General features: G+C 63.4%; 25 protein-coding genes. 15 read left to right on the plus strand and 10 right to left on the minus strand.

The features are described 5' to 3' along the window. The first annotated feature begins 59 nt into the window (after positions 1 to 59). Positions 60 to 1,649, plus strand: a complete 1,590-nt coding sequence (locus Q0D31_RS16405; protein ID WP_291853123.1) for an ATP-binding protein — start codon at positions 60 to 62, stop codon at positions 1,647 to 1,649. 713 nt (positions 1,650 to 2,362) lie between these two features. On the opposite strand, the gene Q0D31_RS16410 is transcribed toward Q0D31_RS16405, so the two are convergent. After that, positions 2,363 to 2,968, minus strand: coding sequence for a DNA-3-methyladenine glycosylase (locus tag Q0D31_RS16410; RefSeq protein WP_291853126.1), 606 nt, complete (start codon positions 2,966 to 2,968; stop codon positions 2,363 to 2,365). Positions 2,969 to 3,124: 156 nt separating this feature from the next. On the opposite strand from Q0D31_RS16410, the gene lipA reads away from it, so the two are divergent. Together lipA and Q0D31_RS16420 are read left to right on the plus strand one after the other, a co-directional pair. Continuing rightward, complete coding sequence (gene lipA / locus Q0D31_RS16415; protein WP_291853129.1) at positions 3,125 to 4,084, plus strand: lipoyl synthase; 960 nt, start codon at positions 3,125 to 3,127, stop codon at positions 4,082 to 4,084. 9 nt (positions 4,085 to 4,093) lie between these two features. Next, on the plus strand, positions 4,094 to 4,552 hold the full coding sequence (locus tag Q0D31_RS16420) for a type II toxin-antitoxin system RatA family toxin (RefSeq protein WP_291853132.1): 459 nt from the start codon (positions 4,094 to 4,096) through the stop codon (positions 4,550 to 4,552). Positions 4,553 to 4,558: 6 nt separating this feature from the next. On the opposite strand, the gene Q0D31_RS16425 is transcribed toward Q0D31_RS16420, so the two are convergent. Then, positions 4,559 to 5,161 carry a CinA family protein gene (locus Q0D31_RS16425; protein WP_291853136.1) on the minus strand — a complete coding sequence of 201 codons (603 nt, stop codon included), beginning with the start codon at positions 5,159 to 5,161 and terminating at the stop codon, positions 4,559 to 4,561. Position 5,162: 1 nt separating this feature from the next. Then, on the minus strand, positions 5,163 to 6,344 hold the full coding sequence (locus Q0D31_RS16430) for a bifunctional 2-C-methyl-D-erythritol 4-phosphate cytidylyltransferase/2-C-methyl-D-erythritol 2,4-cyclodiphosphate synthase (protein WP_291853139.1): 1,182 nt from the start codon (positions 6,342 to 6,344) through the stop codon (positions 5,163 to 5,165). A 278-nt stretch (positions 6,345 to 6,622) separates the two neighbouring features. Here Q0D31_RS16430 and dusB point away from each other — a divergent pair, with 278 nt between their 5' ends. From dusB to hflX, 7 genes are all read left to right on the plus strand, one after another. Continuing rightward, complete coding sequence (gene dusB / locus Q0D31_RS16435; RefSeq protein WP_291853216.1) at positions 6,623 to 7,624, plus strand: tRNA dihydrouridine synthase DusB; 1,002 nt, start codon at positions 6,623 to 6,625, stop codon at positions 7,622 to 7,624. Further along, entirely contained in the window at positions 7,621 to 8,796 is a 1,176-nt protein-coding gene (locus Q0D31_RS16440) for a nitrogen regulation protein NR(II) (protein WP_291853142.1), read from the plus strand. Before dusB ends, Q0D31_RS16440 begins: the two co-directional genes overlap by 4 nt. 9 nt (positions 8,797 to 8,805) lie before the next feature. Next, positions 8,806 to 10,248 carry a nitrogen regulation protein NR(I) gene (gene ntrC / locus Q0D31_RS16445; RefSeq protein ID WP_291853145.1) on the plus strand — a complete coding sequence of 481 codons (1,443 nt, stop codon included), beginning with the start codon at positions 8,806 to 8,808 and terminating at the stop codon, positions 10,246 to 10,248. A gap of 212 nt (positions 10,249 to 10,460) precedes the next feature. Continuing rightward, positions 10,461 to 12,809 carry a PAS domain-containing sensor histidine kinase gene (locus tag Q0D31_RS16450; protein ID WP_291853148.1) on the plus strand — a complete coding sequence of 783 codons (2,349 nt, stop codon included), beginning with the start codon at positions 10,461 to 10,463 and terminating at the stop codon, positions 12,807 to 12,809. A 17-nt stretch (positions 12,810 to 12,826) separates the two neighbouring features. Next, complete coding sequence (locus Q0D31_RS16455; RefSeq protein ID WP_291853151.1) at positions 12,827 to 14,197, plus strand: sigma-54 dependent transcriptional regulator; 1,371 nt, start codon at positions 12,827 to 12,829, stop codon at positions 14,195 to 14,197. Between the two features lie 304 nt (positions 14,198 to 14,501). Continuing rightward, a complete protein-coding gene (hfq, locus tag Q0D31_RS16460; RefSeq protein ID WP_006020546.1) occupies positions 14,502 to 14,750 on the plus strand; it encodes an RNA chaperone Hfq in 249 nt (82 codons plus the stop codon). Positions 14,751 to 14,761: 11 nt separating this feature from the next. Further along, positions 14,762 to 16,138 carry a GTPase HflX gene (gene hflX, locus Q0D31_RS16465; RefSeq protein ID WP_291853154.1) on the plus strand — a complete coding sequence of 459 codons (1,377 nt, stop codon included), beginning with the start codon at positions 14,762 to 14,764 and terminating at the stop codon, positions 16,136 to 16,138. 6 nt (positions 16,139 to 16,144) lie between these two features. On the opposite strand, the gene mazG is transcribed toward hflX, so the two are convergent. Beyond that, complete coding sequence (gene mazG / locus Q0D31_RS16470) at positions 16,145 to 16,984, minus strand: nucleoside triphosphate pyrophosphohydrolase (protein ID WP_291853157.1); 840 nt, start codon at positions 16,982 to 16,984, stop codon at positions 16,145 to 16,147. A 129-nt stretch (positions 16,985 to 17,113) separates the two neighbouring features. On the opposite strand from mazG, the gene queC reads away from it, so the two are divergent. Next, positions 17,114 to 17,842 carry a 7-cyano-7-deazaguanine synthase QueC gene (gene queC, locus Q0D31_RS16475; protein ID WP_291853160.1) on the plus strand — a complete coding sequence of 243 codons (729 nt, stop codon included), beginning with the start codon at positions 17,114 to 17,116 and terminating at the stop codon, positions 17,840 to 17,842. A 70-nt stretch (positions 17,843 to 17,912) separates the two neighbouring features. Here the strand turns inward: queC and Q0D31_RS16480 are convergent, their stop codons facing one another. Genes Q0D31_RS16480 through nthA form a run of 3 tightly spaced genes read right to left on the minus strand, consistent with a single transcriptional unit; the run spans position 17,913 to position 19,581 of the window. Beyond that, positions 17,913 to 18,290: a nitrile hydratase accessory protein gene (locus Q0D31_RS16480; RefSeq protein ID WP_291853163.1), complete on the minus strand. Its 378-nt coding sequence runs from the start codon at positions 18,288 to 18,290 to the stop codon at positions 17,913 to 17,915. After that, a complete protein-coding gene (gene nthB / locus Q0D31_RS16485; protein ID WP_291853167.1) occupies positions 18,287 to 18,946 on the minus strand; it encodes a nitrile hydratase subunit beta in 660 nt (219 codons plus the stop codon). Before nthB ends, Q0D31_RS16480 begins: the two co-directional genes overlap by 4 nt. Then, positions 18,943 to 19,581: a nitrile hydratase subunit alpha gene (gene nthA, locus Q0D31_RS16490; protein ID WP_291853170.1), complete on the minus strand. Its 639-nt coding sequence runs from the start codon at positions 19,579 to 19,581 to the stop codon at positions 18,943 to 18,945. The genes nthB and nthA overlap by 4 nt, the downstream gene beginning before the upstream one ends. Positions 19,582 to 19,724: 143 nt before the next feature. Between nthA and Q0D31_RS16495 the strand changes: the two genes are divergently transcribed. From Q0D31_RS16495 to Q0D31_RS16510, 4 genes are all read left to right on the plus strand, one after another. Continuing rightward, entirely contained in the window at positions 19,725 to 20,531 is an 807-nt protein-coding gene (locus Q0D31_RS16495; protein ID WP_291853173.1) for an enoyl-CoA hydratase/isomerase family protein, read from the plus strand. Positions 20,532 to 20,602: 71 nt separating this feature from the next. Further along, positions 20,603 to 20,980 (plus strand): rhodanese-like domain-containing protein, encoded by a 378-nt coding sequence (locus tag Q0D31_RS16500; protein WP_291853176.1) that lies wholly within the window; start codon positions 20,603 to 20,605, stop codon positions 20,978 to 20,980. A 109-nt stretch (positions 20,981 to 21,089) separates the two neighbouring features. Next, entirely contained in the window at positions 21,090 to 21,656 is a 567-nt protein-coding gene (locus tag Q0D31_RS16505) for a hypothetical protein (protein ID WP_291853180.1), read from the plus strand. Positions 21,657 to 21,826: 170 nt separating this feature from the next. Continuing rightward, on the plus strand, positions 21,827 to 23,476 hold the full coding sequence (locus Q0D31_RS16510) for an acyl-CoA synthetase (RefSeq protein ID WP_291853183.1): 1,650 nt from the start codon (positions 21,827 to 21,829) through the stop codon (positions 23,474 to 23,476). 350 nt (positions 23,477 to 23,826) lie between these two features. Here the strand turns inward: Q0D31_RS16510 and Q0D31_RS16515 are convergent, their stop codons facing one another. From Q0D31_RS16515 to Q0D31_RS16525, 3 genes are all read right to left on the minus strand, one after another. Then, complete coding sequence (locus Q0D31_RS16515) at positions 23,827 to 24,453, minus strand: antibiotic biosynthesis monooxygenase family protein (RefSeq protein WP_291853186.1); 627 nt, start codon at positions 24,451 to 24,453, stop codon at positions 23,827 to 23,829. Between the two features lie 154 nt (positions 24,454 to 24,607). Then, positions 24,608 to 25,405, minus strand: coding sequence for an MBL fold metallo-hydrolase (locus tag Q0D31_RS16520; RefSeq protein ID WP_291853189.1), 798 nt, complete (start codon positions 25,403 to 25,405; stop codon positions 24,608 to 24,610). Continuing rightward, the gene (locus Q0D31_RS16525; RefSeq protein ID WP_291853219.1) at positions 25,402 to 26,193 is read right to left on the minus strand and encodes a TatD family hydrolase; all 792 of its coding nucleotides are present in this window, start codon (positions 26,191 to 26,193) and stop codon (positions 25,402 to 25,404) included. The genes Q0D31_RS16520 and Q0D31_RS16525 overlap by 4 nt, the downstream gene beginning before the upstream one ends. Positions 26,194 to 26,199 lie beyond the last annotated feature (6 nt).

A 26,199-nucleotide genomic window follows, 5' to 3' on the forward strand; every position in this document is an offset into this window, starting at 1 on the left:
TGGTCCGCCGTCAGCGGTCGATCTGGAGTATGTCTCAACTCAAATAGGATACTCCGAAAATGTCGACGCTCACCCCGCATGGCGCGAGCTTGCTGTGGAAGCCGGAACTGATCTGGCTGTATGCCGTCTCCGACGCCATGCTGGCCATCGCCTTCTTCGCTACCGCGTTCGTCGTCGGGACCTTCGTGTGGCGGCGCCGCGATCTGATGTTCCGCGGCGTGTTCGGAACATTCGCCATCTTCGCCGCATTCTGCGGGATCAGCCGCCTGCTGGCGATCCTCACTTTGTGGGTACCGGCCTACGAGGTGGAAGGCCTTGCCAAGGGAGTCCTGGCGCTGATGTCAGTCGGGATCACGGCGGCACTGTTGCTGTCGCTGCCGCGGATCCTGGTGCAGCCGTCACGCACGCAACTTCAGCAGGCCAATGCGGCGCTCGAGGAGGAAATCCGGCAGCGGCGCAAGGCCGAGGCTCTTGTCAGGCGCTTCCAGGAGAACGAGGCCAACGAGGCCCAGGTCCGGCAAGCGCAGAAGATGGAGGCCGTCGGCCAACTCACCGGCGGCGTAGCCCACGACTTCAACAACATCCTGACCGTGATCACCGGGACCATCGAAATCCTCGGCGAAGCGGTCAAGGATCGTCCGCATCTGGTTCAGATCACCGAGATGATTGGTGCCGCCGCGGCGAGGGGGGCCGACCTGACGCGGCGCCTGCTGGCCTTCGCCCGTCGACAGCCGCTGCAGCCGCGCGACACTGACATCAACACCCTGATCATCGATGCGGTGCAGCTGCTGCGCCCGACCCTTGGCGCGCAGATCGAAATCGAGTCGATCCTGGCGCACGACTCTGCGCTGGCCCTGGTTGATCCCAGTCAACTCACGACGGCAATCCTCAACCTCGCCCTGAATGCACGTGACGCCATGCCTGAAGGCGGCAGGCTGACGTTCGAAACCGGGAATGTCGTGCTCGACGAAAACTGTCCCGGCCTGATCGGCGAGCTCAAGCCGGGCAACTACGTCATGATCGCGGTGAGCGACACCGGGGAGGGTATCCCCGGCAACCTCCTCGACAAGGTGTTTGAACCGTTCTTCACCACCAAGGAGGTCGGAAAGGGATCGGGGCTGGGTCTCAGCATGGTCTACGGCTTCGTCAAGCAGTCGAACGGACATGTCAGGATCTACAGCGAGCAGAACCACGGCACCACCGTGAGGCTTTACCTGCCGGTGGCGGCGGGTGTCGCGGACGCGCTGGCCGCCGATTCTGGCATCCCGGGAAGCGGACATGGCGGCGAATCCATCCTGATTGTCGAGGACGACCCGCTGGTTCGCGAGTATGTCGTGACCCAGATCAGGCGTTTCGGGTACCACGCCATGGCCGCTGGCAACGCCGCCGAGGCGCTGGCCATCATGGATGGTCCCGAACGCTTCGATCTGCTGTTCACGGATGTCATAATTCCCGGCGGGCTAAACGGCCGCCAACTCGCGACCGAGGCGCTGAAACGGCGCCCGCAACTTAAGGTGCTCTATACGTCGGGTTATAACGAGAACGCCATCGTCCATCATGGCCGGCTCGATGCTGGCGTGCTGCTGTTGCCGAAGCCCTACCTCAATTCCGATCTCGCGCGGATGATCCGGACCGCGCTGGCATCGTGAATTCGTCCGGGTCGTCAAGACCGCGTTCTGAGGAGCGATTTCGTGCAAGTGATTTGCTCGACGAGGCAAGGAATTTGTTGCGCGCTCGCTGTGGCATTCTGACCCGACGGGCAAATCACCAAAAGTCTGTCGAGCCCTCGCGCGAAAAATATTTGGCTTTTCTGATAATCCGAACTGCCCTATAAGCCGCAGGTCTCTTCCCGGCAAGAGGGGCGATCGCGCGTCGTCACGAACGTGGGAAGGGATGCGGTGGACGCGGGCAGCGCCGGCGCGCAAGGGATCGCAGGGCGGATTTTCCGTGAGCGGCCCTCAAGCGCGCGATACGAACGGCGGTGCCCTGCGTACGGCAAAAGCGTGTGGTCCTGGCAACCCGTGGCTGGTGTCAAGCCGGCGGAGATTGCGAGAGCCCAACCGGGCTTTTCGCAATCGTCAATTCGCCGGCGATGGAGGCAAGACGAATTCGTCTCCAGGGAGAGCGCGCCATAAGCCGTCAACCCATTGCGCAGGGAATGCCGGCGTGCCCCGGCTGTACCTGTATGCTCGTGTGCGCCTCTTCTACCACCATTGCACACGAGACCGCGGGTGCAGCAAGCACCCGGCATTCCCTGCTCCCTCTGTTTCGAGGGAGACAAGGTTCAACCACAGCAAACCTCGGGCGCAACACGCCGCGGGAACGCTACGTCGTGTTTGTCATGAACGTTTCGGCCTGGCTGTCAGAACGGCTTGCTGAGAAATCGCGATCCCTTCAACCCGTAGCGCCACGGCAGATCGACCGCTTTGGTGATTCCGATCCGCACGCCGGTGACGATGTCGGGTTTGGCGAACCGCGCATGCAACGTGAACGGTGGAATGTCGAGCGGCACTTCATTGTGGCTGATGGTGATGCCAAGCGCCTGGCACAGCTTCCCCGGTCCCGAACACAGCGCGCGCTCGTCTTGCAGACCGCGGCGGCGGCGCATCGCGGCAAGGCCGTGGGTCGGCTGCAGCGCCCGGATCAGCACGGCGCTGGCCGAACCCTTGGCTTCGCAGACGAAGTTCACGCACCAATGGATGCCATAGGAGCGATAGACATAGGCAAAGCCAGGCGGGCCGAACATCACGCGGTTGCGCGGCGTCGGCCCGTTGTAGGAATGCGCGGCCGGGTCGGTATGGTGATAGGCTTCGACCTCGACAATGATGCCACCGACGTCGCCGACCAGCAGCGTCGCCCCGATCAGGTCGGGCGCGACCTCATGCACGCTGCGGCTGAAAAAGCCGCGTCTCAGCGGCTTGCCGAGGCGTGGGGCGGGGACTTCGGCCGGCTTGGGATTCTGAACCATTTTCAGGTGGGAATCGCGGTAGAAGGGGTGAAAGCCCTCGAGACGTTGCACATTTCTGCTAGGGTTTGCGAGCGGGATGGCCGAAGGCCGCAATCGGGTTGCGGCCGAGGGCGGCACGGACTAGCTAAGGCATTCTCGCCAACATTCGGACTTAACATGGTCGTCCTCGTCGATACCGTATCCCAGGACCCGGTGCGCCCGCGTCACCCCGAAAAGGTGAACCGGCCGGATGCGGTCTCGCCGCCCAAACCCGACTGGATCAGGGTGCGGGCGCCGAACACCCGTGGCTATGCCGACACCCGGAGGATCGTCAAGGAAAACGGTCTTGTTACCGTGTGCGAGGAGGCGGGCTGCCCCAACATCGGCGAGTGCTGGGACAAGAAGCACGCCACCTTCATGATCATGGGGGATACCTGCACGCGGGCCTGCGCGTTCTGCAACGTCAAGACCGGCATGCCCGGCGCGCTTGATGCCGCCGAACCCGCGCATGTCGCGGAAGCGACCTTCAAGCTCGGGCTCGCCCACGTCGTGGTGACCTCGGTTGACCGCGACGATCTCGCCGATGGCGGCGCCGAGCATTTTGCGCAGACGATCCGCGCCATCCGCGCGCGCTGCCCGACCACCACTATCGAGATCCTCACCCCGGATTTCCTGCGCAAGCCAGGCGCGCTCGAACGGGTCGTGGCCGCCAAGCCCGACGTGTTCAACCATAACCTGGAGACTGTGCCGGCGCGTTATCTCACCGTGCGGCCGGGCGCGCGCTATTTCCATTCGATCCGGCTGCTGCAGCGGGTCAAGGAAATCGATCCGACGATCTTCACCAAGTCCGGCATCATGGTCGGTCTCGGCGAGGAGCGGCATGAGGTGCAGCAGGTGATGGACGATCTGCGCTCGGCGGAAGTCGATTTTCTCACCATCGGGCAATATTTGCAGCCGACCCGCAAGCATCACGCTGTCATGCGTTACGTCACGCCCGACGAGTTCGCGGGCTACGAGACCGTGGCCTACGCCAAGGGCTTCCTGATGGTGTCGGCGAGTCCGCTGACCCGCTCGTCGCACCATGCCGGCGACGATTTTGCGAAACTGAGAGCGGCGCGGGATGCGTTACACCGCTGAGCGGATCTGATGCCGAAGTTTTCCAGCACGCGCAGGGTTCGTCATACCGCGCCGCAGATGTTCGATCTGGTCGCCGATGTCGAGCGCTATCCGGAATTCGTGCCCCTGTGCCAATCGCTGAAGATCCGCCAGCGCACCTCCAATTCCGACGGCACCGAAATCATCGTCGCCGACATGACAGTGTCGTTCAAGCTGCTGCGGGAATCCTTCACCAGCCGGGTGACGCTGGACCGGCCCAACCTCAAGATCATGGTCGAGTATTTGAAGGGCCCGTTCAGCAACCTAGAGAACCGGTGGGCTTTCGAGCCGAAATCCGAAACCGACTGCGATGTCGGGTTTTTCCTGTCCTACGAGTTCAGGAGCCGGATGCTGGCGATGCTGATGGGGACGGTGTTCGACACCGCGTTCCAGCGCTTCGCCGCCGCGTTCGAGAAGCGCGCGGACGCGGTTTATGGAAAGGCAATCTGATGTCGGTTACGGGCGCGGCGGCCGGCGCCGCTTGACCGCGGTACGGCGGGGCGTTCGCGCCACCCTTGGGCGCAAGCGGACCATGGTTTCGCGCCGTGATTTGACCGGAGGCTGCGGCCCGCGCGCCAGTTCCATCAGCATGCGCAACGCCTCCACCACCGAGCGCTGGCGGACGGTGGTGCGGCCGATGGCCCCGAAGCGGAATTCGCGGTGCAGTATCTTTCCGTCGCGCGATGCGACGGCGAAATGCACGAGGCCGACCGGCTTGCCCGGCGTCGCGCCGCCGGGACCCGCGATGCCCGTGATCGACACCGCCAGATCGACGCCCGCTCGCTCCAGCGCGCCGACCGCCATCGCGGTGGCGGTTTCCTTGCTGACCGCGCCGAAGGTCGCAAGCGTGGTCGCCTTGACGCCGAGCATGGCGCGCTTGGCGTCGTTTGAATAGGTAACGAAGCCGCGATCGATGACGTCGGAAGAGCCGGGAATGTCCGTCAGCGCGCCGGCGACCAGGCCGCCGGTGCAGGACTCCGCCGTCGCAATCGTCAGCTTGCGCATCCGGCACAGGTCGAGCAGCGAGCGGGAGAGGGCGCGGGCGTCGCTGCCGCTCATTCTATTCGCTCCAGGGCAGGCGGATGGTGGCGCTCGCGGTCGCGGCGATGCCTTCCTCGCGGCCGGTAAAGCCGAGCCGTTCGCTGGTCGTGGCCTTGACCGCCACGCGCGAGATGTGAATCCCGGCGATCTCGGCAATGCGGGCGCGCATGGTGTCGCGCAGCGGTCCGATCTTCGGACGCTCGCAGATCAGGGTGACTTCGAGATTGGCGATGCGGCCGCCGCGCGCGCCGACGCGATCCACCGCATATTTCAGAAAACGGTCTGAGGCAGCGCCCTTCCACTTGGGATCGCTGGGCGGAAAGTGCGAGCCGATATCGCCGTCCGCCAGCGCGCCGAGAATGGCGTCCACCAGCGCATGCAGGCCGACGTCGCCATCGGAGTGGGCAAGGAATCCACGGGTGTGCGGTACCCGCATGCCGCAGATCATCAGGTGGTCGCCGTCGCCGAAGGCATGCACGTCGTACCCGGTGCCGGTCCTGATATCGCCGAGCTGGGCGGCGAGGCGGGCTTCCTCGCGGACGAAATCCTCAGGCGTCGTCAGTTTCATGTTGGCAGGATCGCCTTCAAAGGTCGCTACCGTCAATCCCGCCCATTCCGCGAGCGCCGCATCGTCGGTGAAATCGCTGCGGCCCTCGCGCGCGGCGCGGCGGTGCGCATCGAGGATCAGATCGAAGCGAAACGCCTGCGGCGTTTGCGCGATCCGCAGCCGTGCGCGTTCGGGCGTCGCCTCGACATCGCCGGCAGTGCCGACCTGTTTGATCGTGTCGGTGACTGGGATCGCTGGGATCGCGGCCCCGGTGCGGCCGGCGGCCTCGATCGCGCGGGAAATTACCGCAGCCGTCACGAACGGCCGCGCGGCGTCGTGGATCAGAACGATGTCGGGCTTGTCGGCCGCCAGCGCTTCGAGGCCGGCGTGCACCGACGCCTGCCGGGTCGCGCCGCCAGGGGCGGGAGGCTGATGGCGCAGCCCTGCGACGGCTGCGTTGAAGATGAGGGCGTCATCGGGGTTCACAACCGGCTGCACCGCAAAGATATCCGGGTGGCGGCAGAACGCCGCCATGGCCCGGAAGATCACGGCCTGCCCGCCGATCTCGCGGTACTGCTTGGGGCCGCCGGCGCCGGCACGAAGCCCGCGCCCGGCGGCGACGAGGATGGCTGCTGTTCGCTCGGATCTGGGCATGCGGGGTCGGGCTGGAGCAGGTTGTGGTTCAGGACGGGCTTTCGGCCCGCTGGCGCACAGCCCATACCATGCCGTCAGCAGAAAAAACCGGCGATTCCTCCCGCTGTGGGAAAGCAGCACGTGTGCACTTGCAGGCGTGGTAACTTTGTCTAAACTGTAGGCAAGAGACTTGACTGCACAACATTTGTGCTCAAAATGCCCATCGAGGGTTGCAATCGCGCAGCCGCGCCAACAATGAGAACTCCGTGCCAGGCTTGGAAAGTTCACGCTCTAAACCACTGAAAATAGGCGATATTGCTGTCGCGAACCGGGTTTTTCTGGCGCCGATGTCGGGCGTCACCGATGCTCCCTTTCGGCGCCAGGCCGCCGAGCTAGGCGCTGGGCTTGTTGTCTCTGAGATGACCGCCAGCGACGAACTCGTGCACGGCCGGCCGATGTCACGGCTGCGCTGCGAGGCCACCGGAGTGGGCCCACATGTGGTTCAGCTCGCGGGCTGTGAGACGCATTGGATGGCAGAGGGTGCAAAGGTTGCGGAAGCAGCCGGCGCCGACATCATCGACATCAACATGGGTTGCCCGGCGCGTCATGTCACCGGCGGTCAGTCCGGCTCGGCGTTGATGCGCGATCTCGATCACGCGCTGGCGCTCATTGAGGCAACGATAGCAGCGGTCTCCGTGCCGGTGACGCTTAAGATGCGGCTCGGCTGGGACGATCAATCGCGCAACGCGCCGGAACTCGCGCGGCGGGCGGAAGCCGCCGGCATTCAGATGATCACCGTTCATGGGCGGACGCGCTGCCAGTTCTACAAGGGCGAGGCCGACTGGACCGCGGTGCGTGCAGTCAGGGACGCGATCTCGGTCCCGCTCGTCGTCAACGGCGATGTGACGTCGTTTGAGAAGGCGGTGCGCGCGCTCGAAGTCTCGGGTGCCGACGCCGTGATGATCGGGCGCGGCGCGCAGGGACAGCCGTGGTTGCCCGGACAGATCGGACGGCGGCTCGAAACCGGGAAGGCCGAAAGCACCCCTGATCTCGTTGAGCAGTTCATCCATATCCGTACGCTCTATGATGAAATCTGTCGCCATTACGGGCTGCGCATCGGGCTCAAGCATGCGCGCAAGCACCTTGGCTGGGCGCTGGAAATCGCTGCCCGGTGCAGCCGCGCACCCACGACAAAGCTCAAGACATGGCGGCAAGACATTCTGACGTCGGAAGATCCGCGCCGGGTACACCGATCGCTGCGGGATGCATTCGACGATTTCGCATGGAGTGCCGCCGCATGACGTCAGCTGCAGAAAACCGCCGGCCGCAGCCCACAGACGGTGAAGCCATACTCAATGCGCTGCCCAACCCGGTGCTGCTGATCGCGCCCGATGGCCGTATCATCGACGCCAACATCGCTGCCGAATCCTTCTTTGAGATTTCGACGCAATTCCTGCGACGGCAATCACTGAAGGAACTGGTGCCGTTTGGCAGTCCGCTGCTGGCGCTGATCGACCAGGTGCGATCGGGCGGCTCGCCGGTGAACGAATACAAGGTCGATCTGGGCACGCCCCGGATCGGCGGCGACCGCCAGGTCGATCTGCACGTCGCCCCTCTCACCGAGCGACCGGGCCATATCGTGGTGATGCTGCAGGAACGCACCATCGCCGACAAGATGGACCGGCAATTGACGCATCGGAGCGCGGCGCGTTCGGTCATCGCGCTGGCGGCGATGCTGGCACATGAGATCAAGAACCCGCTGTCCGGCATCCGCGGCGCGGCGCAATTGCTCGAGCAGGGGGCATCGTCCGACGACCGCATGCTGACGCGGCTGATCTGCGACGAGGCCGATCGTATCGTCACCCTGGTCGACCGGATGGAAGTGTTCGGCGACGATCGCCCGGTGGCGCGCGGCCCGGTCAATATCCATTCCGTGCTCGACCACGTCAAGCGGCTGGCGCAGTCCGGCTTCGCCCGCAACGTCCGGTTCATTGAGGACTATGATCCGTCGCTGCCGCCGGTGCTGGCCAACCAGGACCAGCTGATTCAGGTGTTTCTCAATCTCGTGAAGAACGCCGCCGAAGCAGTTGCCGACCTTGGCAGCGATGCGGAAATCCATCTCACAACGGCTTTCCGCCCAGGCGTCCGCCTGTCGGTGCCGGGGAAGAAGTCGCGGGTATCGCTGCCCCTTGAATTTTGCGTCAAGGACAACGGCTCCGGTGTGCCAGACGACCTGTTGCCGAACCTGTTCGATCCCTTCGTGACGACAAAGCCGACCGGCAGCGGTTTGGGGCTGGCGCTGGTTGCCAAGATCGTCGGCGATCACGGCGGCATCATCGAATGCGAATCACAGCCGCGCAAGACGACCTTTCGCGTGCTGTTGCCGATGTTCAGCCCAGCAAAACAGTTGGACCAAAGCAATCGCGACGGCGTGCCGGGTACGCCGCCGCCCGCCTCACAGGCCGCAAGATGAGGAGCAACCATGCCCGCAGGTAGCATTCTCGTTGCCGATGACGATACCGCCATCCGCACGGTTCTGAATCAGGCGCTTTCGCGCGCCGGATATGAAGTCCGCCTGACCGGCAACGCAGCGACGCTGTGGCGCTGGGTCAGCCAGGGCGAGGGCGATCTCGTCATCACCGACGTGGTGATGCCGGACGAGAACGCGTTCGACCTGCTGCCACGGATCAAGAAGATGCGACCGAACCTTCCGGTCATTGTCATGAGCGCGCAGAACACGTTCATGACGGCGATACGGGCTTCGGAGCGCGGCGCTTACGAATACCTGCCGAAGCCGTTCGATCTCAAGGAGCTCATCACCATCGTCGGTCGCGCGCTTGCCGAGCCGAAGGAGCGGGTGGCAAGCGCGCCCGATGAGTCCGAATTCGATTCCATACCCTTGGTGGGCCGATCGCCGGCGATGCAGGAAATCTATCGGGTGCTGGCTCGCCTGATGCAAACCGACCTCACGGTGATGATTTCAGGCGAATCCGGCACCGGCAAGGAACTTGTTGCCCGTGCGCTGCACGACTATGGCAAGCGCCGCAACGGCCCGTTCGTCGCCGTCAACATGGCGGCGATCCCGCGCGACCTCATCGAATCGGAACTGTTCGGCCATGAACGCGGGGCGTTTACCGGCGCCAATACCCGCGCTTCCGGCCGGTTCGAGCAGGCCGAAGGTGGGACGTTGTTTCTGGACGAAATCGGCGACATGCCGATGGAAGCGCAGACGCGGTTGTTGCGCGTGCTGCAGCAGGGCGAATACACGACCGTTGGCGGCCGCACGCCGATCAAGACCGACGTGCGGATCGTCGCTGCCAGCAACAAGGATCTGCGCATCCTGATTCAGCAAGGCTTGTTTCGGGAGGACCTGTTCTTCCGGCTCAACGTGGTGCCGCTGCGTTTGCCTCCGCTCCGCGAGCGGATCGAGGATCTGCCCGACCTGATAAGGCATTTTTTTACAATCGCCGAGAAGGACGGCTTGCCGCCGAAGAAGCTCGATGCCTTGGCGCTCGAGCGTCTCAAGCAACATCGGTGGCCCGGCAACGTCCGCGAACTCGAGAACCTGGCGCGCCGGTTGGCGGCGCTCTATCCGCAGGAGGTGATCACAGGATCGGTGATCGACGGCGAACTGGCGCCGCCGGCGGTGGTTTCCGGCCTTAACGCGCCATTGGGCGTGGATGATCTCGGCGGCGCCGTCGAGGCCTATCTGTCCTCGCACTTCTCGGGCTTCCCAAACGGTGTGCCGCCGCCGGGCCTTTATCACCGGATTCTCAAGGAGATCGAGGTTCCACTGCTCACCGCGGCGCTTGCGGTCACCCGCGGGAATCAAATCCGCGCAGCCGATCTGCTCGGACTCAACCGCAACACCCTGCGCAAGAAGATTCGCGATCTCGATATTCAGGTGTACCGAAGCGGGGGCTGAGGCGTTTCGCCGACCCTCGTTCGATTCCAGCAGAACGGAGGCGCGGCCCGCGCGTGCTGATCCATGGACCAACGGGGGGCTGGATCTCTTGGGGATGGCTGGTCTCGTCCGCCGTCGACGCCGTTGAATTGTCGCAATTCGGCAACATTGTGATATGAATACATCAGTCCGCGCCTGGCGGATCAAATCCTGTTAGTTCACCGATTGTCGGAATGACCACCGCAGAGCCTTCGGCGCCGCCATTCGACCCGTCGCTGACCGAACCCACAGGTGGAATCCTGCGGAGGTGGGTCGCGCCGTTTGCTGTCGGCGTAGCCCTGCTGTCTGCGTTCCTGACCTTCATGGTGCTGAGCGGCCTGACGCCGATCGAGCCCACCCGCCAGGTCGTTTACTCGTTCCTGTTGATCAACGCCGCGACCATCCTGCTGCTGGTTGCAATCATCGTCCGCGAAGTCTGGCTGGTGATTCAGGCCCGGCGGCGCGGCAGGGCGGCTGCGCGCTTGCACGTCCAGATCGTAAGCCTGTTTTCCATCATCGCCGTCCTGCCGGCGGTGCTGGTGGCCATCGTCGCCAACGTCACCATTGACCGCGGCCTGGACCGGCTGTTCTCGGGCCCGACGCGCGAGGTGATGCAAAACTCGTTGATCGTCGCGCGGGCCTATACCTATGAACACGCGCAACTCATCCGCGGTGACATTCTGGGCATGGCCAGCGACATCGCCCGCGCGCGGCCCTTGTTCGACCAGGACCGCCGGTCCTTTCGGGAACTACTCACGAACAGCGCGGCCTCCCGCAATTTGCCCGGCGCCATGTTGATCGACAAGGATCGCACTGTTCTGGAGACAGCGCAAACCGGCATCCAGCAGGAATTCACGACGCCACCGCAGGAATTTCTTGGCAACGTCGACGAGAGCGAGCCCCAGATCGCAGTCTTTCCAGAGGCGAACTATGTGGCCGCGGTAATCCGGTTGCGCGCCTTCAGCGATACCTTCCTTTACGTGGCACGGCTGCTCGATCCCCGCGTGGTGGCGCAACTAAAGCAGACCGAGGCAAGCGTCGCTGAATATGCCCAGATCGAGGCCCGCCGGCTCGGCATCCAGGTCGCCTTCGCTTTGATGTTCGCGGTGATTGCGCTCACCATCCTGATGGCGTCGGTGCTGATCGGTTTGAACTTCGCCAACTGGCTGGTGGCGCCGATCCGCAATCTGATGAGTGCTGCGAATATCGTTTCGACCGGTGACCTGCATGTTCAGGTGCCGGTTCATAAATCCGAGGGCGATCTCGCGCAGCTCGGCGAAACCTTCAACAAGATGACGGCGGAACTGCGCACCCAGCGCGACGAACTTGTCAGCGCCTCGGACCTGATCGACAGCCGTCGCCGTTTCATCGAGGCGGTGCTCTCATCGGCCAGCGCCGGCATCATCGGCGTAGACGCCTCCGGCAGCGTCGGAATCTTGAACCGTTCGGCCGAAAAACTGATCGGACACGCCGAATCGGAGACGCTCGGCCATCCGCTTTCCGACGTTTTGCCCGAGCTCGACGACATGATGAAAACCGCGCGGGAGGGCACACAGCGTCTTGTGCAGGGTCAGATCACGATTACCCGCGACGGTCACGAGCGCAATTTGTCGGTTCGCGTCAGCGCCGAGCAGACCAGCCAGTCGCGCGACAGCTATATCATCACGCTCGACGATATTACGGATCTGGTTTCGGCACAGCGGACCTCTGCGTGGGGCGATGTCGCGCGCCGTATCGCGCACGAAATCAAGAATCCGCTGACCCCGATCCAGCTTTCGGCCGAACGTATCCGCCGCAAATTCGGCAAGGTCATCGTCGAAGACAAGGTCATCTTCGAGCAATGCACCGATACGATCGTGCGACAGGTCGACGACATCAGACGGATGGTCGATGAATTCTCCCGCTTTGCCCGGATGCCCAAGCCGGTCATGGAAGGCGAGGACGTGGCGGACACGGTCCGCCAGGCGGTCTTCCTCATGAAGGTCGGGCATCCCGATCTCGACATCGAGACCGATATCAGACAGGACCCGATGCGGGCGCAGTTCGACCGTCGGCTGATCTCACAGGCGCTGACCAATATCATCAAGAACGCGACGGAGGCGATCGAGCAGGTGCCGCCGGAAGAGCTTGGCAAAGGGCGCATCGACGTTGTCGCCGCGCGTGAAGACGACGACATCATTATCGACGTGATCGACAACGGTATCGGCCTGCCCAAGGTCAGCCGTGCGCGCTTGCTGGAACCCTATGTGACGACGCGCCAGAAGGGCACCGGGCTCGGGCTCGCTATCGTCGGCCGCGTCCTCGAAGACCATGGCGGTCGCATCGAACTCAAGGATGCAGCGGATTTCCGGCCCGGGCAGCGTGGCGCCTGGATGCGGTTGCGCTTCGCAGTCACCGGCCAGGCGCCGAAGACCGGAGCCAAGGAGCCGCCCCAGCGGGAAAAACAGCCGGGCGATCCATCAAGAGCACCGTTTCCCGAAACCAATGAGGCGGTCTCCGCGACCAACCATGAAGCAGATATCGAAGCCGCAACAGGCAACTGACAAGACAGGTGTAACCCATGGCCAGTGACATTCTGATTGTCGATGACGAGGCAGATATTCGAGATCTCGTCGCCGGCATCCTGGACGACGAGGGCTTCAGCACACGAACGGCGCGCGACAGCGACTCAGCGTTGGCCGAGATTGCCAGCCGCCGCCCAAATCTCGTGTTCCTCGACATCTGGTTGCAGGGCTCCAAGCTCGACGGTCTGCAATTGCTGGAACAGATCAAGAAGGACCACGCCGACATTCCGGTGGTGATGATTTCCGGCCACGGCAACATCGAAACCGCGGTCGCGGCAATCAAACGCGGCGCCTATGATTTCATCGAAAAGCCGTTCAAGTCGGATCGACTGATTCTGGTGGCGACGCGGGCGCTGGAGACTTCGCGGCTCAAGCGCGAGGTGAAGGAGCTCAAGCAACTCGCCCCGGCTACCAGCGTTCTCACCGGCCGCTCTGCGTGCATGAACCAGTTGCGCCAGACCATTGACCGGGCTGCCAAGGCCAACAGTCGCATTTTGATTGTCGGCCCCTCCGGTTCGGGCAAGGAGCTCGCAGCGCGCATGCTGCACAATGCCTCAAGCCGCGCGGAAGGGCCGTTCGTCGTCATCAATGCTGCGGCGATCACGCCGGAGCGGATGGAAGTCGAATTGTTCGGGATCGAACAATCGAACGGCGAGCAGGTGCGCAAGGCAGGCGCGCTCGAAGAAGCCCATGGCGGCACGCTGTTCATCGACGAGATCGCGGACATGCCGCGGGAAACCCAGAACAAGATTCTGCGCGTGCTGGTCGATCAGACCTTTCAGCGTTCAGGCGGCACCGCCAAGATTCACGTCGATGTTCGCATCATTTCTTCAACCGCGCGAAATCTCGAGGAGGAGATCGCCGAAGGGCGTTTCCGCGAAGATCTTTATCACCGGCTGTCGGTGGTGCCGATTCGCGTCCCCCCGCTGTCTGAACGCCGGGAGGACATTCCTGAATTGATTGACTATTTCATGGATCAGATATCGTCGGCCACAGGCTTGCCGAAGCGCCAGATCGGGCAGGACGCGATGGCGGTGCTGCAGTCGCATGTTTGGCCCGGCAACGTCCGCCAGCTCCGCAACAATGTCGAGCGTGTCATGATCCTCGCCGGTGGCGGACCGGAAGTGATCATCACCGCCGACATGCTGCCTCAAGATGTGGGTTCGATGGTGCCGGCGATGCCGACCAGCAACAATGGCGAGCACATCATGGGGTTGCCGCTTCGCGAGGCGCGGGAGGTTTTTGAGCGCGACTATCTGATCGCGCAGATCAGCCGGTTCTCCGGCAACATCTCGCGGACCGCCGAGTTCGTCGGGATGGAGCGCTCGGCCCTGCACCGCAAGCTAAAGGCGCTGGGAGTGGGCTGACGACGCAACCGATCCAGCATTCAGCCTGAGTGGACCTCCGAACGGCGGGTCGTCAGAGCGGCGCGCCGATCCATGCACTTGCTTGAGAATAACTGTGTTTTCCCATATGTTTACAGGCATGCTCGTCAGGTCGGGGCGAGGGGGGACTCGAACCGGCTTGCCTAACAACCGCCCGTAGCCTCTAATTGTGGGGTCAAGCCGACCGGAGGGGGATCTCAGGGAAAGCTGGCGAGTCGGCGCAGGCTCCAACAGAGAAGCAATAACCGGCTCAATAAGAAAAGCACGAGACGGCGGGACAAAAACAATGGCGGCAGACCGCGCACAAAACCTACAAGACACCTTCTTGAATCACGTTCGTAAAACCAAAACGCCACTGACAATCTTTCTGGTCAATGGGGTAAAGCTGCAGGGGATCGTCACCTGGTTCGACAATTTCTGCTTGCTGCTGCGGCGCGACGGTCACTCGCAACTGGTCTACAAGCACGCGATATCGACCATCATGCCTGGCGCCCCGATCCAGTTGTTTGAAGGCGGCGAGGATGCTCCGGCTTGAGAGTGAATTGATTGGAACCCTTCGACCGTGAAGGGAGCGCCGACCGTCCGAGGTCGGCGGGGAACAAACCGACCGGGCGGGTGATCGTCATCGGCCCCTATCTGCGCGTGCGCCGCGGCGATGCCGACGCGCAGGCGAGTGAGGGCGTTCGCGATTCCGAGGCCCGGCTGGAGGAAGCGGCCGGTTTGGCGCGGGCCATTGACCTCACGGTCGCGGACACCCTGATCGCGCCTGTCAGCCAGATCAGGCCAGCGACCTACCTCGGCAAAGGCAAGGTCGAGGAGATCATCGGCCTCATTGCCGGTCACGACATCGAATTGGTGGTGATGGATTGCGCGCTGTCGCCGATCCAACAACGGAACCTCGAGAAGGCCTGGAACACCAAGGTTCTCGACCGCACCGGGCTGATCCTGGAAATCTTCGGCCGCCGTGCCAAGACCAAGGAGGGGGCGCTGCAAGTCGAACTCGCGCACCTGAACTATCAGCGCAGCCGGTTGGTGCGATCCTGGACCCATCTGGAGCGCCAGCGCGGCGGCTTCGGCTTCATGGGCGGCCCCGGCGAAACCCAGATCGAGGCCGACCGCCGCCTGATCGGCGACCGTATCGCGCGGCTGGAGAATGAGATCAAGAAGGTGCAGGCGACGCGACGGCTGCACCGGGCCGGCCGGCAGCGGGTGCCATATCGGGTGGTCGCGCTGGTCGGCTACACCAACGCCGGCAAGTCGACCCTGTTCAACCGGCTCACGCGCGCGGACGTGCAAGCTGCCGACATGCTGTTTGCAACGCTGGACCCGACGCTGCGCTCGCTGAGCCTGCCGCATGGCGGCAAGGCGATGCTTTCCGATACCGTCGGATTCATTTCCAACCTGCCGACGCAACTGGTGGCCGCCTTTCGCGCCACGCTTGAAGAGGTGCTGCAGGCGGATATCATCCTGCACGTCCGCGACGTATCGCACGAGGACGCGGAGGCGCAGGAGCGTGACGTTGACGCCGTGCTGCGCCAGCTCGGCATCGATCCCGACGCAGGACAACGCATCCTCGAAGTCTGGAACAAGATTGATCGCTTCGATCCTGAGCAACGCGAGAACCTGCGCAACATTGCCGCGCGCCGTCCGCCGGAACGGCCGTGCTTCCTGGTCTCGGCCCAGACCGGGGAGGGAATCGAAGCGCTGTTGATCGCAATCGAGGACCGCCTTGCCGCCAAGCGCACGACGCTCGACCTTTCGATCGATGCTTCCGACGGCGCCGGCATCAGCTGGCTGCACAGGAATTCCGAGGTGCTCAACAAGGTGCTTCTTGACGGTCGCTTCGACATGACTGTGCGCGTCGACGAGACCAAACGCGACATCGTGGTGTCTCGATTCGATGCGGTGCCGCGCGTGGCGTGAGCGCTGTTAATCGCGCGGCATGGTTGCCCGCGGCTCCGCTGCCTTCGCCTCATTCCACAGGGCGTCCATCTCGGCGAGGCTCGCCTCTTCGAGCGACCGGCCACTGGCGGCGAGCGCGCGCTCGATATGGGCGAAGCGACGCTCGAATTTTGCGTTGGCGCCACGCAGCGCGGCTTCCGGATCGGCGCCGACATGGCGGGCGAGGTTGACCAGCGCGAACAGCAGGTCGCCGGTCTCGGCGGCGAGTTCCTCCGCATCGCCGCAATCCAGCGCCGCCTCGATCTCGTCGGCCTCCTCGCGAATCTTGTTGAGTACTGCACGCGGGTCGTTCCAGTCGAAACCGACGGTTGACGCCTGGCGCTGCAGCGCCATCGCACGCGTCAAGGCGGGCTGGCCGGTCTTGACGCTCGCCAGCAGCGACTTGTGTCCGGTCTCCGGCGAGAGCCGCCGCGCTGCACGTTCGGCCTTCTCCTCGGCCTTGATGCGTTCCCAGGCGCTCTTGACCCCGGCAGGCGCAATATGGCCGTCCTTGTCGGCGAACACATGCGGATGCCGGCGGATCATCTTGCATGTGATCGCCTCGACCACGTCGCCAAAGGCAAAGGCATTCTGCTCTTCCGCCATGCGGGCGTGGTAGACGACCTGCAGCAGGAGGTCACCCAATTCGTCGCGGAGATCGTCGAGATCGCCGCGGGCAATGGCATCGACCACCTCATAAGCCTCCTCGATCGTGTAGGGCGCAATCGTCGCAAAGGTCTGCTCGATATCCCACGGGCAACCCGTCACCGGTGTACGCAGCGCCGCCATGATCTCGAGTAATCGGGCAATATCGCGGGAAGGGGTCATGCAGGTTCCATCATCCGGTAGGACATCGGCTTTATGCCGTAACCCGCGTCCCGATCCCAGCGCGACGGGCCAAAATAAGGGCAGTTTCCACCGATTGGCCTCGCGGCCGGGGGATGCTAATGGCCGTCTATGAGCGAGCAAGCTTCATCCGAAACCGCGCTGGTGTTGTTTTCCGGCGGACAGGATTCCACGACCTGTCTGGCCTGGGCGTTGCGGCGCTTTGCGCGCGTTGAAATGCTCGGCTTCCGCTATGGCCAGCGCCACGCGATCGAGCTGGCCTGCCGCGACCGTCTGCTGTCGGGGCTGCGATCATTGCAGCCCGAATGGACGGAGAAACTCGGCGAGAGCCACACGCTTGACATCCCCACGCTGGCCGAGATTTCCGACACCGCGCTGACTCGCGATGTTGCCATCGCCATGGGTTCGGATGGCCTTCCCAATACTTTCGTGCCGGGCCGCAATCTGGTGTTTCTGACCTTCGCGGCAGCGCTGGCGTACCGGCGCGGCATCCGCCATATCATCGGCGGCATGTGCGAAACGGATTATTCCGGATATCCAGACTGCCGCAACGAGACCATCAAGGCGCTGCAGTCGGCGCTCAATCTCGGCATGGCCAGGAATTTCGAGCTGCACACCCCGCTGATGTGGCTCGACAAGGCCTCGACCTGGAGGCTTGCGCGTGAGCTTGGCGGGGCAGGGCTGGTCGACCTGATCCGCGAACACTCCCACACCTGTTATCTCGGCGAGCGCGGCGCGCAGCACGAATGGGGCTATGGCTGCGGCGAATGCCCGGCCTGCGCGTTGCGGGCAAAGGGCTGGCGGGAATATGCGGGCACTCCGTCATTGAAAGGAGCGTAGCGACGAGGCAATCGATTCTTGCGCGCGGCGGCATGGATTGCTTCGCTTCGCTCGCAGTGACGACGGAAGCCTACTCGAAGTCTTGAGGCGTCAGCTCGATCGGCGCGCCGTGCGGCGTGCGGTCGGCGGCGTGGTCCCAGGCATCGCGGTAACGGTGCAGAAGTTCCGGCGTCGCGACGCCTTTGGCGGCGACGAGCGTTTCCAGGGTCGCCATCCAGTGACGGTAGTAGGTCTCGCCGGTGTCGGGATCACCGTCGGCCTGAGCGCGCTTGATTTGATCGGCGAGGGTGGCGGCCCACTCGGCCCAGGTGAAAACTCCGCGCTCATGCAAGGCGAGCGCCATCGCGAAGGCCTGCGCTTCCCAGGGCTCACGAAACACCGGGCCGTCCTTGTCGCGAGGAATGCCAGGCACATCGGCCGCGGCGCGTGCAGCGGCGGCGTCCATCATGCCGGCTCCAGATATGGCTCGAACGCGTCGATCGAGATCATGACAGTCGGATCGGCGTCATCGCCCCACAATTCGCGCCCCCCGAACACCACGGTGTAGAGCCATTGCGGGTTCTCTCCGGCTTCCATCGCCGCCGAATCCGGAAACACATGACAGCCGTGATCGCGTTCGATCACGCCGACATGACCGCGCACGTAGCGCGGCAATCTTGTATGTGTCACCGGGTGGATGTTCTTCGCCCGGACGCGATCGCCCGATTTGAATCGCGGGTCCGCGGCAGGCTTACGCCCGAACTGCCCGCGCACCATGACGCGCTCGACATCCTCAAGGGCGAACTTGCCGCGCTTGAGCGGCTTCGGCGGCTGCACGGCGTGACCGGCGGCCATGTCTGCGGCGGCGATGAAACCCTTGTCCAACAGCAGGTCCTCAAGACCGAGCAGCCATTTCTTGTAGTAGGAGCTGCTGAGATAGACGTGTGGTGGCAGCGCCTCCCGATAGTAGCGCGACGTATCAATGTTGAACGCGCCCGCGGCACCCATCGCGCGCACCATGGCCAGCACGCGGGCCTCCCATTCGGTGTGGAACATCGGCTCGTTCGGCTCGGGTTCGACCTTGCCAAAACCGTCCATCCCGCCCATGTCGTGGACGCCGTTCACGACGGCGCGCCCGGTGATTTCGGAAAACCGGTGCCGATCATCGAGTCGCGCGTCACCAGCGCGGCGAGCTGCTGTTCGCTCCAGCCCTCGGTGCCCTCCGGGCGCATCGGCAGTACCAGAAAGCGCGTTTCGGCCGTTGAATCCCAGACCCTGATTTCAGTTTCCTTGGGCAGGCTAACGCCAAAGTCGGCGAGCACGCCACGCGGATCCTTCACCGCGCGCGAACGGTAGGGCGCCGCCTTGTACCAGACCGGAGGGAGCCCCAACATCTCCCAAGGGTAACAGGAGCACAGTGTGCACACGACCATGTTATGGCGCTGGGCTGTGTTCTCGACCGCGACGAGATGATCGCCGACCCGGCTGACATGGCCGAGCGTGCTGACGGCCCTGGTGGCGTCCTCCAGCAAGGCCCGCTTGAAGGCCGGATCGGTCCAGGCTCTGGCGACGACTTGCGCGCCATTGTGCGGCCCGATCCTGGTTTCGTAAGCCTGGATGATAGCGTCCAGCGCCGCCGGATCGATATAGCCCTTTTCGGTCAGGATGGTTTCGAGCGCGCGCACGCGCAGTTCCATTTCCGACAGTTCCGAATGGTCATGGTCGTGATGATGCGGGTGGTCGTGCTCATGGTCGCTCATGGAAATAAGGATATTCGCAGAACCCGCACCATGTCGAGGCCGGGACAGGCCACCGGAACCACCCAACCGCGAAAGATCGCGCTTGGGTCGCGGGCGCATTTCTGGGAAGGTTTCGGAATGTACCGGGCAGGGAGGCCAGGCGTTTGGGCGACTATGTCAAGATTGAGAAGGGACTGGGCCCGGATGGCCGCATCGCGGTGGTGCGTTTCGACCGCGACGACGGCATCAATGCGCTGTCGCCGGAGGCCCTGCGTCAGCTCACCGAGGCTGCCCGTAGTTTCGAGGACGACGGCGCGACGTCGGTCGTGGTTCTGACCGGGGGCGCCAAATCGTTCAGCGCCGGCTTTGACCTGAAGGATGCGGAGGGGCGGGCACGAAAGACCATGGATATCGGCGACTTGCGCCGACATTTGAAACTTGGGCCGCGGCTGACGCGGGCCTGGCAGGAGATGGAGCAGATCACCATCGGCGCCATCGAGGGCTTTTGCATCGGAGGCGGCGTCGCGCTGGCGGTCGCCCTGGATTTCAGGGTCATGGCGCGCGATGCTCATATGCGCGTGCCCGAGATCGGGCTCGGCATGAACATGAGCTGGCAGAGCGTGCCGCGGATGCTGCACCTGATGGGACCAGCCCGTACCAAGCAGGCCGTGATCCTGGCCGATCAGCGGATCTCGGCGGCGGAGGCCTACGAATGGCGGCTGGTGGAGGAGGTGGCCGATCCCGGCAAGGCGTTCGACGCCGCGATGGCGCTCGCTGCCAAGGTCGCCGCGCAACCGCCGCTGTCGGTCGCCATGACCAAGCTGACCGTCAATCGGCTGGCGCATGCGCTTGACGACCTCGCCAGCCACATGGACATCGACCAGTTCGCGCTCGCGAGCATGACCCAGGATCACAAGGAGGGGGTCGAGGCTTTCCTCGGTCGCCGCAAACCGAAATTCAGGGGGAGGTGACGCGCATTGCGCGGGCGTGATCGCAACCTAGATGAAGAGAGCACCCACAAGTGAGCTTTGGAGACGACACCATGAAAACAGTGCAAGCGATGCTGGCGGAAGCTGAAGCCGAAGTGCCCCGTATCAGCCCGGAGGAGGCCAAGGGGCTGCTCGGCAGGGCCGATGTCCTGTTCCTGGATGTTCGCGAACCGGCCGAAGTGGCGACCTCGGGCAAGGTCCCGGGCGCGCTCGCGGTGCCGCGCGGCCTGGTGGAATTCCGGGCCGATCCGGCCTCGGCGCTGCACGACGCGGCGTTCGATCGGGCCAAGACGGTGGTCGCGTATTGCGCTTCAGGTGGACGTTCAGCGCTCGTCGGTAAGACGCTGAAAGACATGGGATATGGCAACGTGCGTAACCTCGGCGGCTTCAAGGGCTGGCTGGATGCCGGCGGCGAGGTTGAAAAGGTCTGATGCACCCTGCGCTACCGCGATCTTCTTGAATATCTCGGCCCGATGTCGCTTTAGAGTTTAAGAGAGTACCGCGAGCAGGGCGCGCGGGGCGATCTGGGACCGAGACATCATGCCGATCGAAAATGCCGAGCATTTGATCGAAATCCGTGTTGATCGGCTGGCCCAGCTATTTCACACGCTCGATCCGTTTCCGTTCCGGGAAAAAGATCTCGATCAGGAGGCCGAAGACTACATCGTCAGTTGGGCGCGCGAACTCCCGGAGAAGCGTCCAATCAGGATTGCCGTCCAGGTCCGTGACGAAGACGTGAAGGCCTCCAACGCCAAAGAGCTGAATGAGGCCTTTCAGAGCTATTTCGCGGGCCGGGCGGTCGCTGTCCAGCACGAGCTCAATGAGCTGTTCCGGGTCGGCCGTCGCGCACTCGCAATCGGCATTCCGATCCTGGTGGGATGCTTTCTTTCTGCGCGGTTCGCCGCCGGATATCTGACCGAGAATCCGGCCCAACGGCTGGTCGAGGAAAGCCTCCTGATCCTCGGCTGGGTCGCGAACTGGCGGCCGCTGGAAATCTTTCTGTACGATTGGTGGCCTGTGGCGCGCCGGCGTGAACTCTACCGTCGCCTGGCGGTCGCCGAGGTCGAGCTGAAGCCGTACGCCGAGAAGCCATCCCCATATCGATGATTCGCATAAGGTATATTATGGAATATCAATGGGGCTAATCGGAACATGTACTTACGCGGGATTGCTGCCACGCGAAGTCGCGCGGACGGCCGCGCGACGGCGCTGCTGGCGCCGGTAACCGCGACCCAAGTATCGTGGTAGGATTTGCCGTTGTAGATGGGACAAAGCCAATGAATGCAGCCCGAGACCAGTACGCCATCGGATTGGACAAAACGCCGGCGAATTATGTGCCACTGACGCCGTTAAGCTTTCTCGCCCGGAGCGCCGCGGTTTATCCCGATCAGGTCAGTACGGTCTATGAAGGCCGCAGCTTCACCTGGGCACAGACTTACGACCGCTGCCGCCGGTTTGCATCGTGGCTCGCCGACCGCGGCATCGGGCATGGCGATACCGTAGCTGCGATGCTGCCGAATGTCCCGGCGATGAATGAGGTGCATTTTGCGGTCCCCATGGCGGGTGCCGTCCTGAATGCGCTGAACATCCGGCTCGACGCGGCCTCGATCGCGTTTCAGCTCGACCATGGCGGTGCGAAGATCATCCTCGTTGATCCGGAATTCAGCGGTGTGATCGAAGAAGCGCTGATGCTGATGAAGGGCGCGAAGCCGTTCGTCATGGATGTAGATGACGGAGCCTTTGCCGGCGGCAGCCGTATCGGCAAGATCGAGTATGAGGCCGTGATGGCTGCAGGCGACCCGGGCTTCGTCGCAAGGCCGCCGGGCGACGAATGGGACGCGATTGCGCTGAGTTATACCTCGGGCACCACGGGCAATCCCAAGGGCGTGGTGACGCATCACCGTGGTGCCTATCTCAATGCCGTCAGCAACATCCTGGCCGGCAATCTCGGCCAGCACCCGGTGTATCTGTGGACGCTGCCGATGTTTCATTGCAACGGCTGGTGCTTTCCGTGGACCGTGGCCGCTGCTGCCGGCGTTAACGTCTGCCTGCGCAAGGTCGATCCGGCCAGGATCTTTGAGCTGATAGCCAGGCACGGCGTCACGCACATGTGCGGCGCGCCGATCGTCTACAACACGCTGATCAATGCGCCTGGCGCGCCCAGGGGCAAGACCGCGCGTCCGGTGGTCGGATTGATCGCAGGCGCCGCGCCGCCGGTGGCGGTGCTGGAAGGCGCCGAAAGCATCGGCATCAAGCTGACGCACGTCTATGGGTTGACCGAGGTCTATGGCCCCGCCTCCGTCTGCGCCGAGCAACCGGGCTGGGACGAACTGCCGGCGGCCCAGCGCGCGCAACTGAAGCGACGACAGGGCGTGCCCTACCCGCTGCAGGAAGCCGTCACCGTGCTCGATCCCGAAACCATGCGGGAAGTACCGCGCGACGGCGAGACGATCGGCGAGGTGATGTTCCGCGGCAATATCGTGATGAAGGGCTATTTGAAAAACGAGAAGGCCACGCGCGAGGCGTTTGCCGGCGGCTGGTTTCACACCGGCGATCTCGGCGTGCTCGACGGGCACGGCTATGTCATCATCAAGGACCGCTCCAAGGACATCATCATCTCCGGCGGCGAGAACATCTCCTCGGTCGAGGTCGAGGATGTCCTGTACAAGCATCCGGCGGTGCTGTTCGCCGCCGTGGTGGCGAAGCCCGATTCCAAATGGGGTGAAGTGCCCTGCGCCTTTGTCGAACTCAAGGACGGCGCCAAGGCGACGGAAGCCGAAATCATCGCCTTCTGTCGCAACCAGATGTCCGGCTTCAAGACCCCGAAGACGGTGGTATTCGGCCCGATCCCGAAGACCTCCACCGGGAAAATTCAAAAGTTCCTGCTGCGCAACCAGGTGGATTCGGCGAAGGCGATTTCGGCCTGACCGACAAGGCATGAGACCAATGCAGGACGATGTCGATTTGGCCAACGACCCGTGCTGGCGTCGTCCATGGGATATTCCGTGGATCTGTGGAGTCTGCGGCGAAACGCTTTATGGCCCTTGCCTGCGGCAAGCCCGCGCAATGGCCGGGTACTGAGGACAAAGCGCCCAACAACGCTCTTGATCTCAACGGCGCGTGGGCGACGCCGTCGCGCGAGAATTTGTGCGCTACATCGCGACATTCGATAGTGGCGAGCAGGAGCGGCCATGACATACGGGCTTCGCTCAGCGGCTGATTATTATTAGCAGTCGCTCCCCAACCTCGCCTGAGGTCGGCATTCAGAACTCTGCGCTTATGCTCGTTCCACGGGCGGATAATATTGCGGCGCCTCGGTCCGCTCGTACATTCCGTAGTCGCGCATCACCTCGAAAATGCGGAAGTATTCGGTAGTTGCATCGGCAAACAACCGGGCCCCGAATTCGAGGCCGGATGGATGGTCCGGCAAATCGATCAGGTGCGCGAATTGCCCGTCACGATAGACGCTGGCGAAAGCGTCGCGGCGCCATTCAGTCTCCACCGGAAGTGTAGCGCTCTTCGACTCCGCGGCGAGGAGGTAAGTTGGCGGACGCCTTGCGGGATCGTTGTAGGGCGTGCGCCGCTCGGGCTGCCAGATCGGCTGTCCGGGTCTGGCTTCGTGGATCAGCTGGGCGACGCGAATGCGGTAGTCCGAAAAGACTTTCTCGCGGCCGATCGTCTGGACCTCATGATGGTAGGCGTGGGCTCGCCAGGCCGTCAGTGCCCCCTCATCCTGCCATATCTGGTGAGACAGCAACAGGTTCTCCCGTGCCAAACTCCTGAAGCGATCGATGAAGAGGCAGCCACCCATGGCCTCGAGCTCGGGCTTCAACGAAGCGGCAAGATTGAGATATTGATCCCGGTGCCCGGGCCTCGTCTCAACTTCAAAGAACAGGCCAATCATCGAAGCTCCTAGTTGCTCTACGTTCCGATCTTGCCCGCCTCAAGGCGTTTTGCAATGTACCGATCGCCAGAAAAACCGCATGCCAAAGCTCGGGTCAGAACGTCGGTCTGCGCTCGATCGAGCCCGCCGTTGCCGGAATCCCGCGCTGCGGGTCCTAACCGAGCTCCAGCCTCATCCCGTCATGGGCGGGAATCACGCCTGCCGGCAGGCTCTGACGCAGCACCTCGTAGTCGAGATCGGCATGCATATTGGTGATGACCGCGCGTTTCGGCCTGAAGCGCTCGATCCAGGACAGCGCTTCGGTGACGTTGAAGTGACTGGGGTGGCCGGCATAGCGCAGCCCATCGACGATCCAGAGCTCAAGGTTTTCCAGTAAAGGCCAGCTCTGTTGTGGAATGTGGTTGAGGTCGGGCGAATAGGCGGCATCGCCGATGCGATAGCCGAGCGCCGGGATGTTGCCATGCTGGACCAGAAACGCCGACAGGGTCAGCGCGCCACCCTTCCCTGCGATGGTGCGACTTTCGCCAGCCTCGATCGAGTGATGCGTCAGGATCGGCGGATAATCGCTGCCCTCGGGCGCAACAAAGCAATAGGAGAACCGCCCCATGATGTCATTGGCGGTCGACTGGTTCAGGTATACCGGGATCCGCCGGCGCTGGTGCATCACGACCGGACGCAGATCGTCAATGCCATGGGTCTGGTCGGCATGTTCATGGGTCAGGAACACCGCATCGAGGTGATCGACATCGGCGTCGATCAATTGCTCGCGCAGATCGGGAGAGGTATCGATCAGGATACGCGTGGTGCCCTGCCCCGAGACACGCTCGACCAGCAGCGAACAGCGGCGGCGACGGTTCCTCGGATTGGTTGGATCACACGCGCCCCAGCCGAGCGCGGGCCTCGGCACGCCCGCCGAGGAACCGCAGCCGAGTATCGTGAGCGTCAGCGTCATGCGGACGCCTTCGGCGCCGGTACCTTGGAGAACAGGCGGAAGAAGTTTTCCGTTGTTTGGCGCGAAATCTCCTCCAGCGAGACGCCGCGCGCCTGCGCCAGCACTTTTGCCACTTCGACCACGTAAGCCGGTTCATTGCGTTTGCCGCGAAATTTTCCGGGCGCCAGGTAGGGCGCGTCGGTTTCGACCATGATGCGATCGGCCGGAAGCTCGGCCGCAAGTTCGCGCAACGCCTCGGACTTCTTGAAGGTCAGGATTCCCGTGAACGAGATCGAGAGTCCCAGCGCAATCGCTTTCAGCGCCAGCTCCCGTCCGCCGGTGTAGCAATGCAGCACGGCGCGGAACGGGCCCCTGGCGATTTCGTCCTGGAGGATGCGGCCGCAGTCTTCATCGGCCTCGCGGGTGTGGATCACCAGCGGCAGGCCGGTTGCGCGGGCGGCGGCGATATGGGCGCGAAAACCACGTTCCTGCGCCTCGCGGGCGCCGTGCTCATAGAAGTAATCCAGCCCCGCCTCCCCCAGCGCCACGACCCTTGGATGGCGGGTCAATTCGATCAGCTCGGCCGCGGGAATGCCGTCCTCCTCATCGGCGTGATGCGGGTGGGTGCCGACCGAGCAATAGACGTTGGGAAAACGCTCAGCGATGGCGAGCAGCCCGCCGAGCCGCCTGACCCGCGTCGAGATCGTGACGATGCGGCCAATGCCGGCGGCTTCCGCGCGCGCGACAATGGCGTCGAGGTCCTCGGCAAAGTCGGGAAAGTCGAGATGGCAGTGGCTGTCGACGAGCATGGCCTG

It is taken from the genome of Bradyrhizobium sp. (assembly GCF_022844465.1).
Classification (GTDB): domain Bacteria; phylum Pseudomonadota; class Alphaproteobacteria; order Rhizobiales; family Xanthobacteraceae; genus Bradyrhizobium.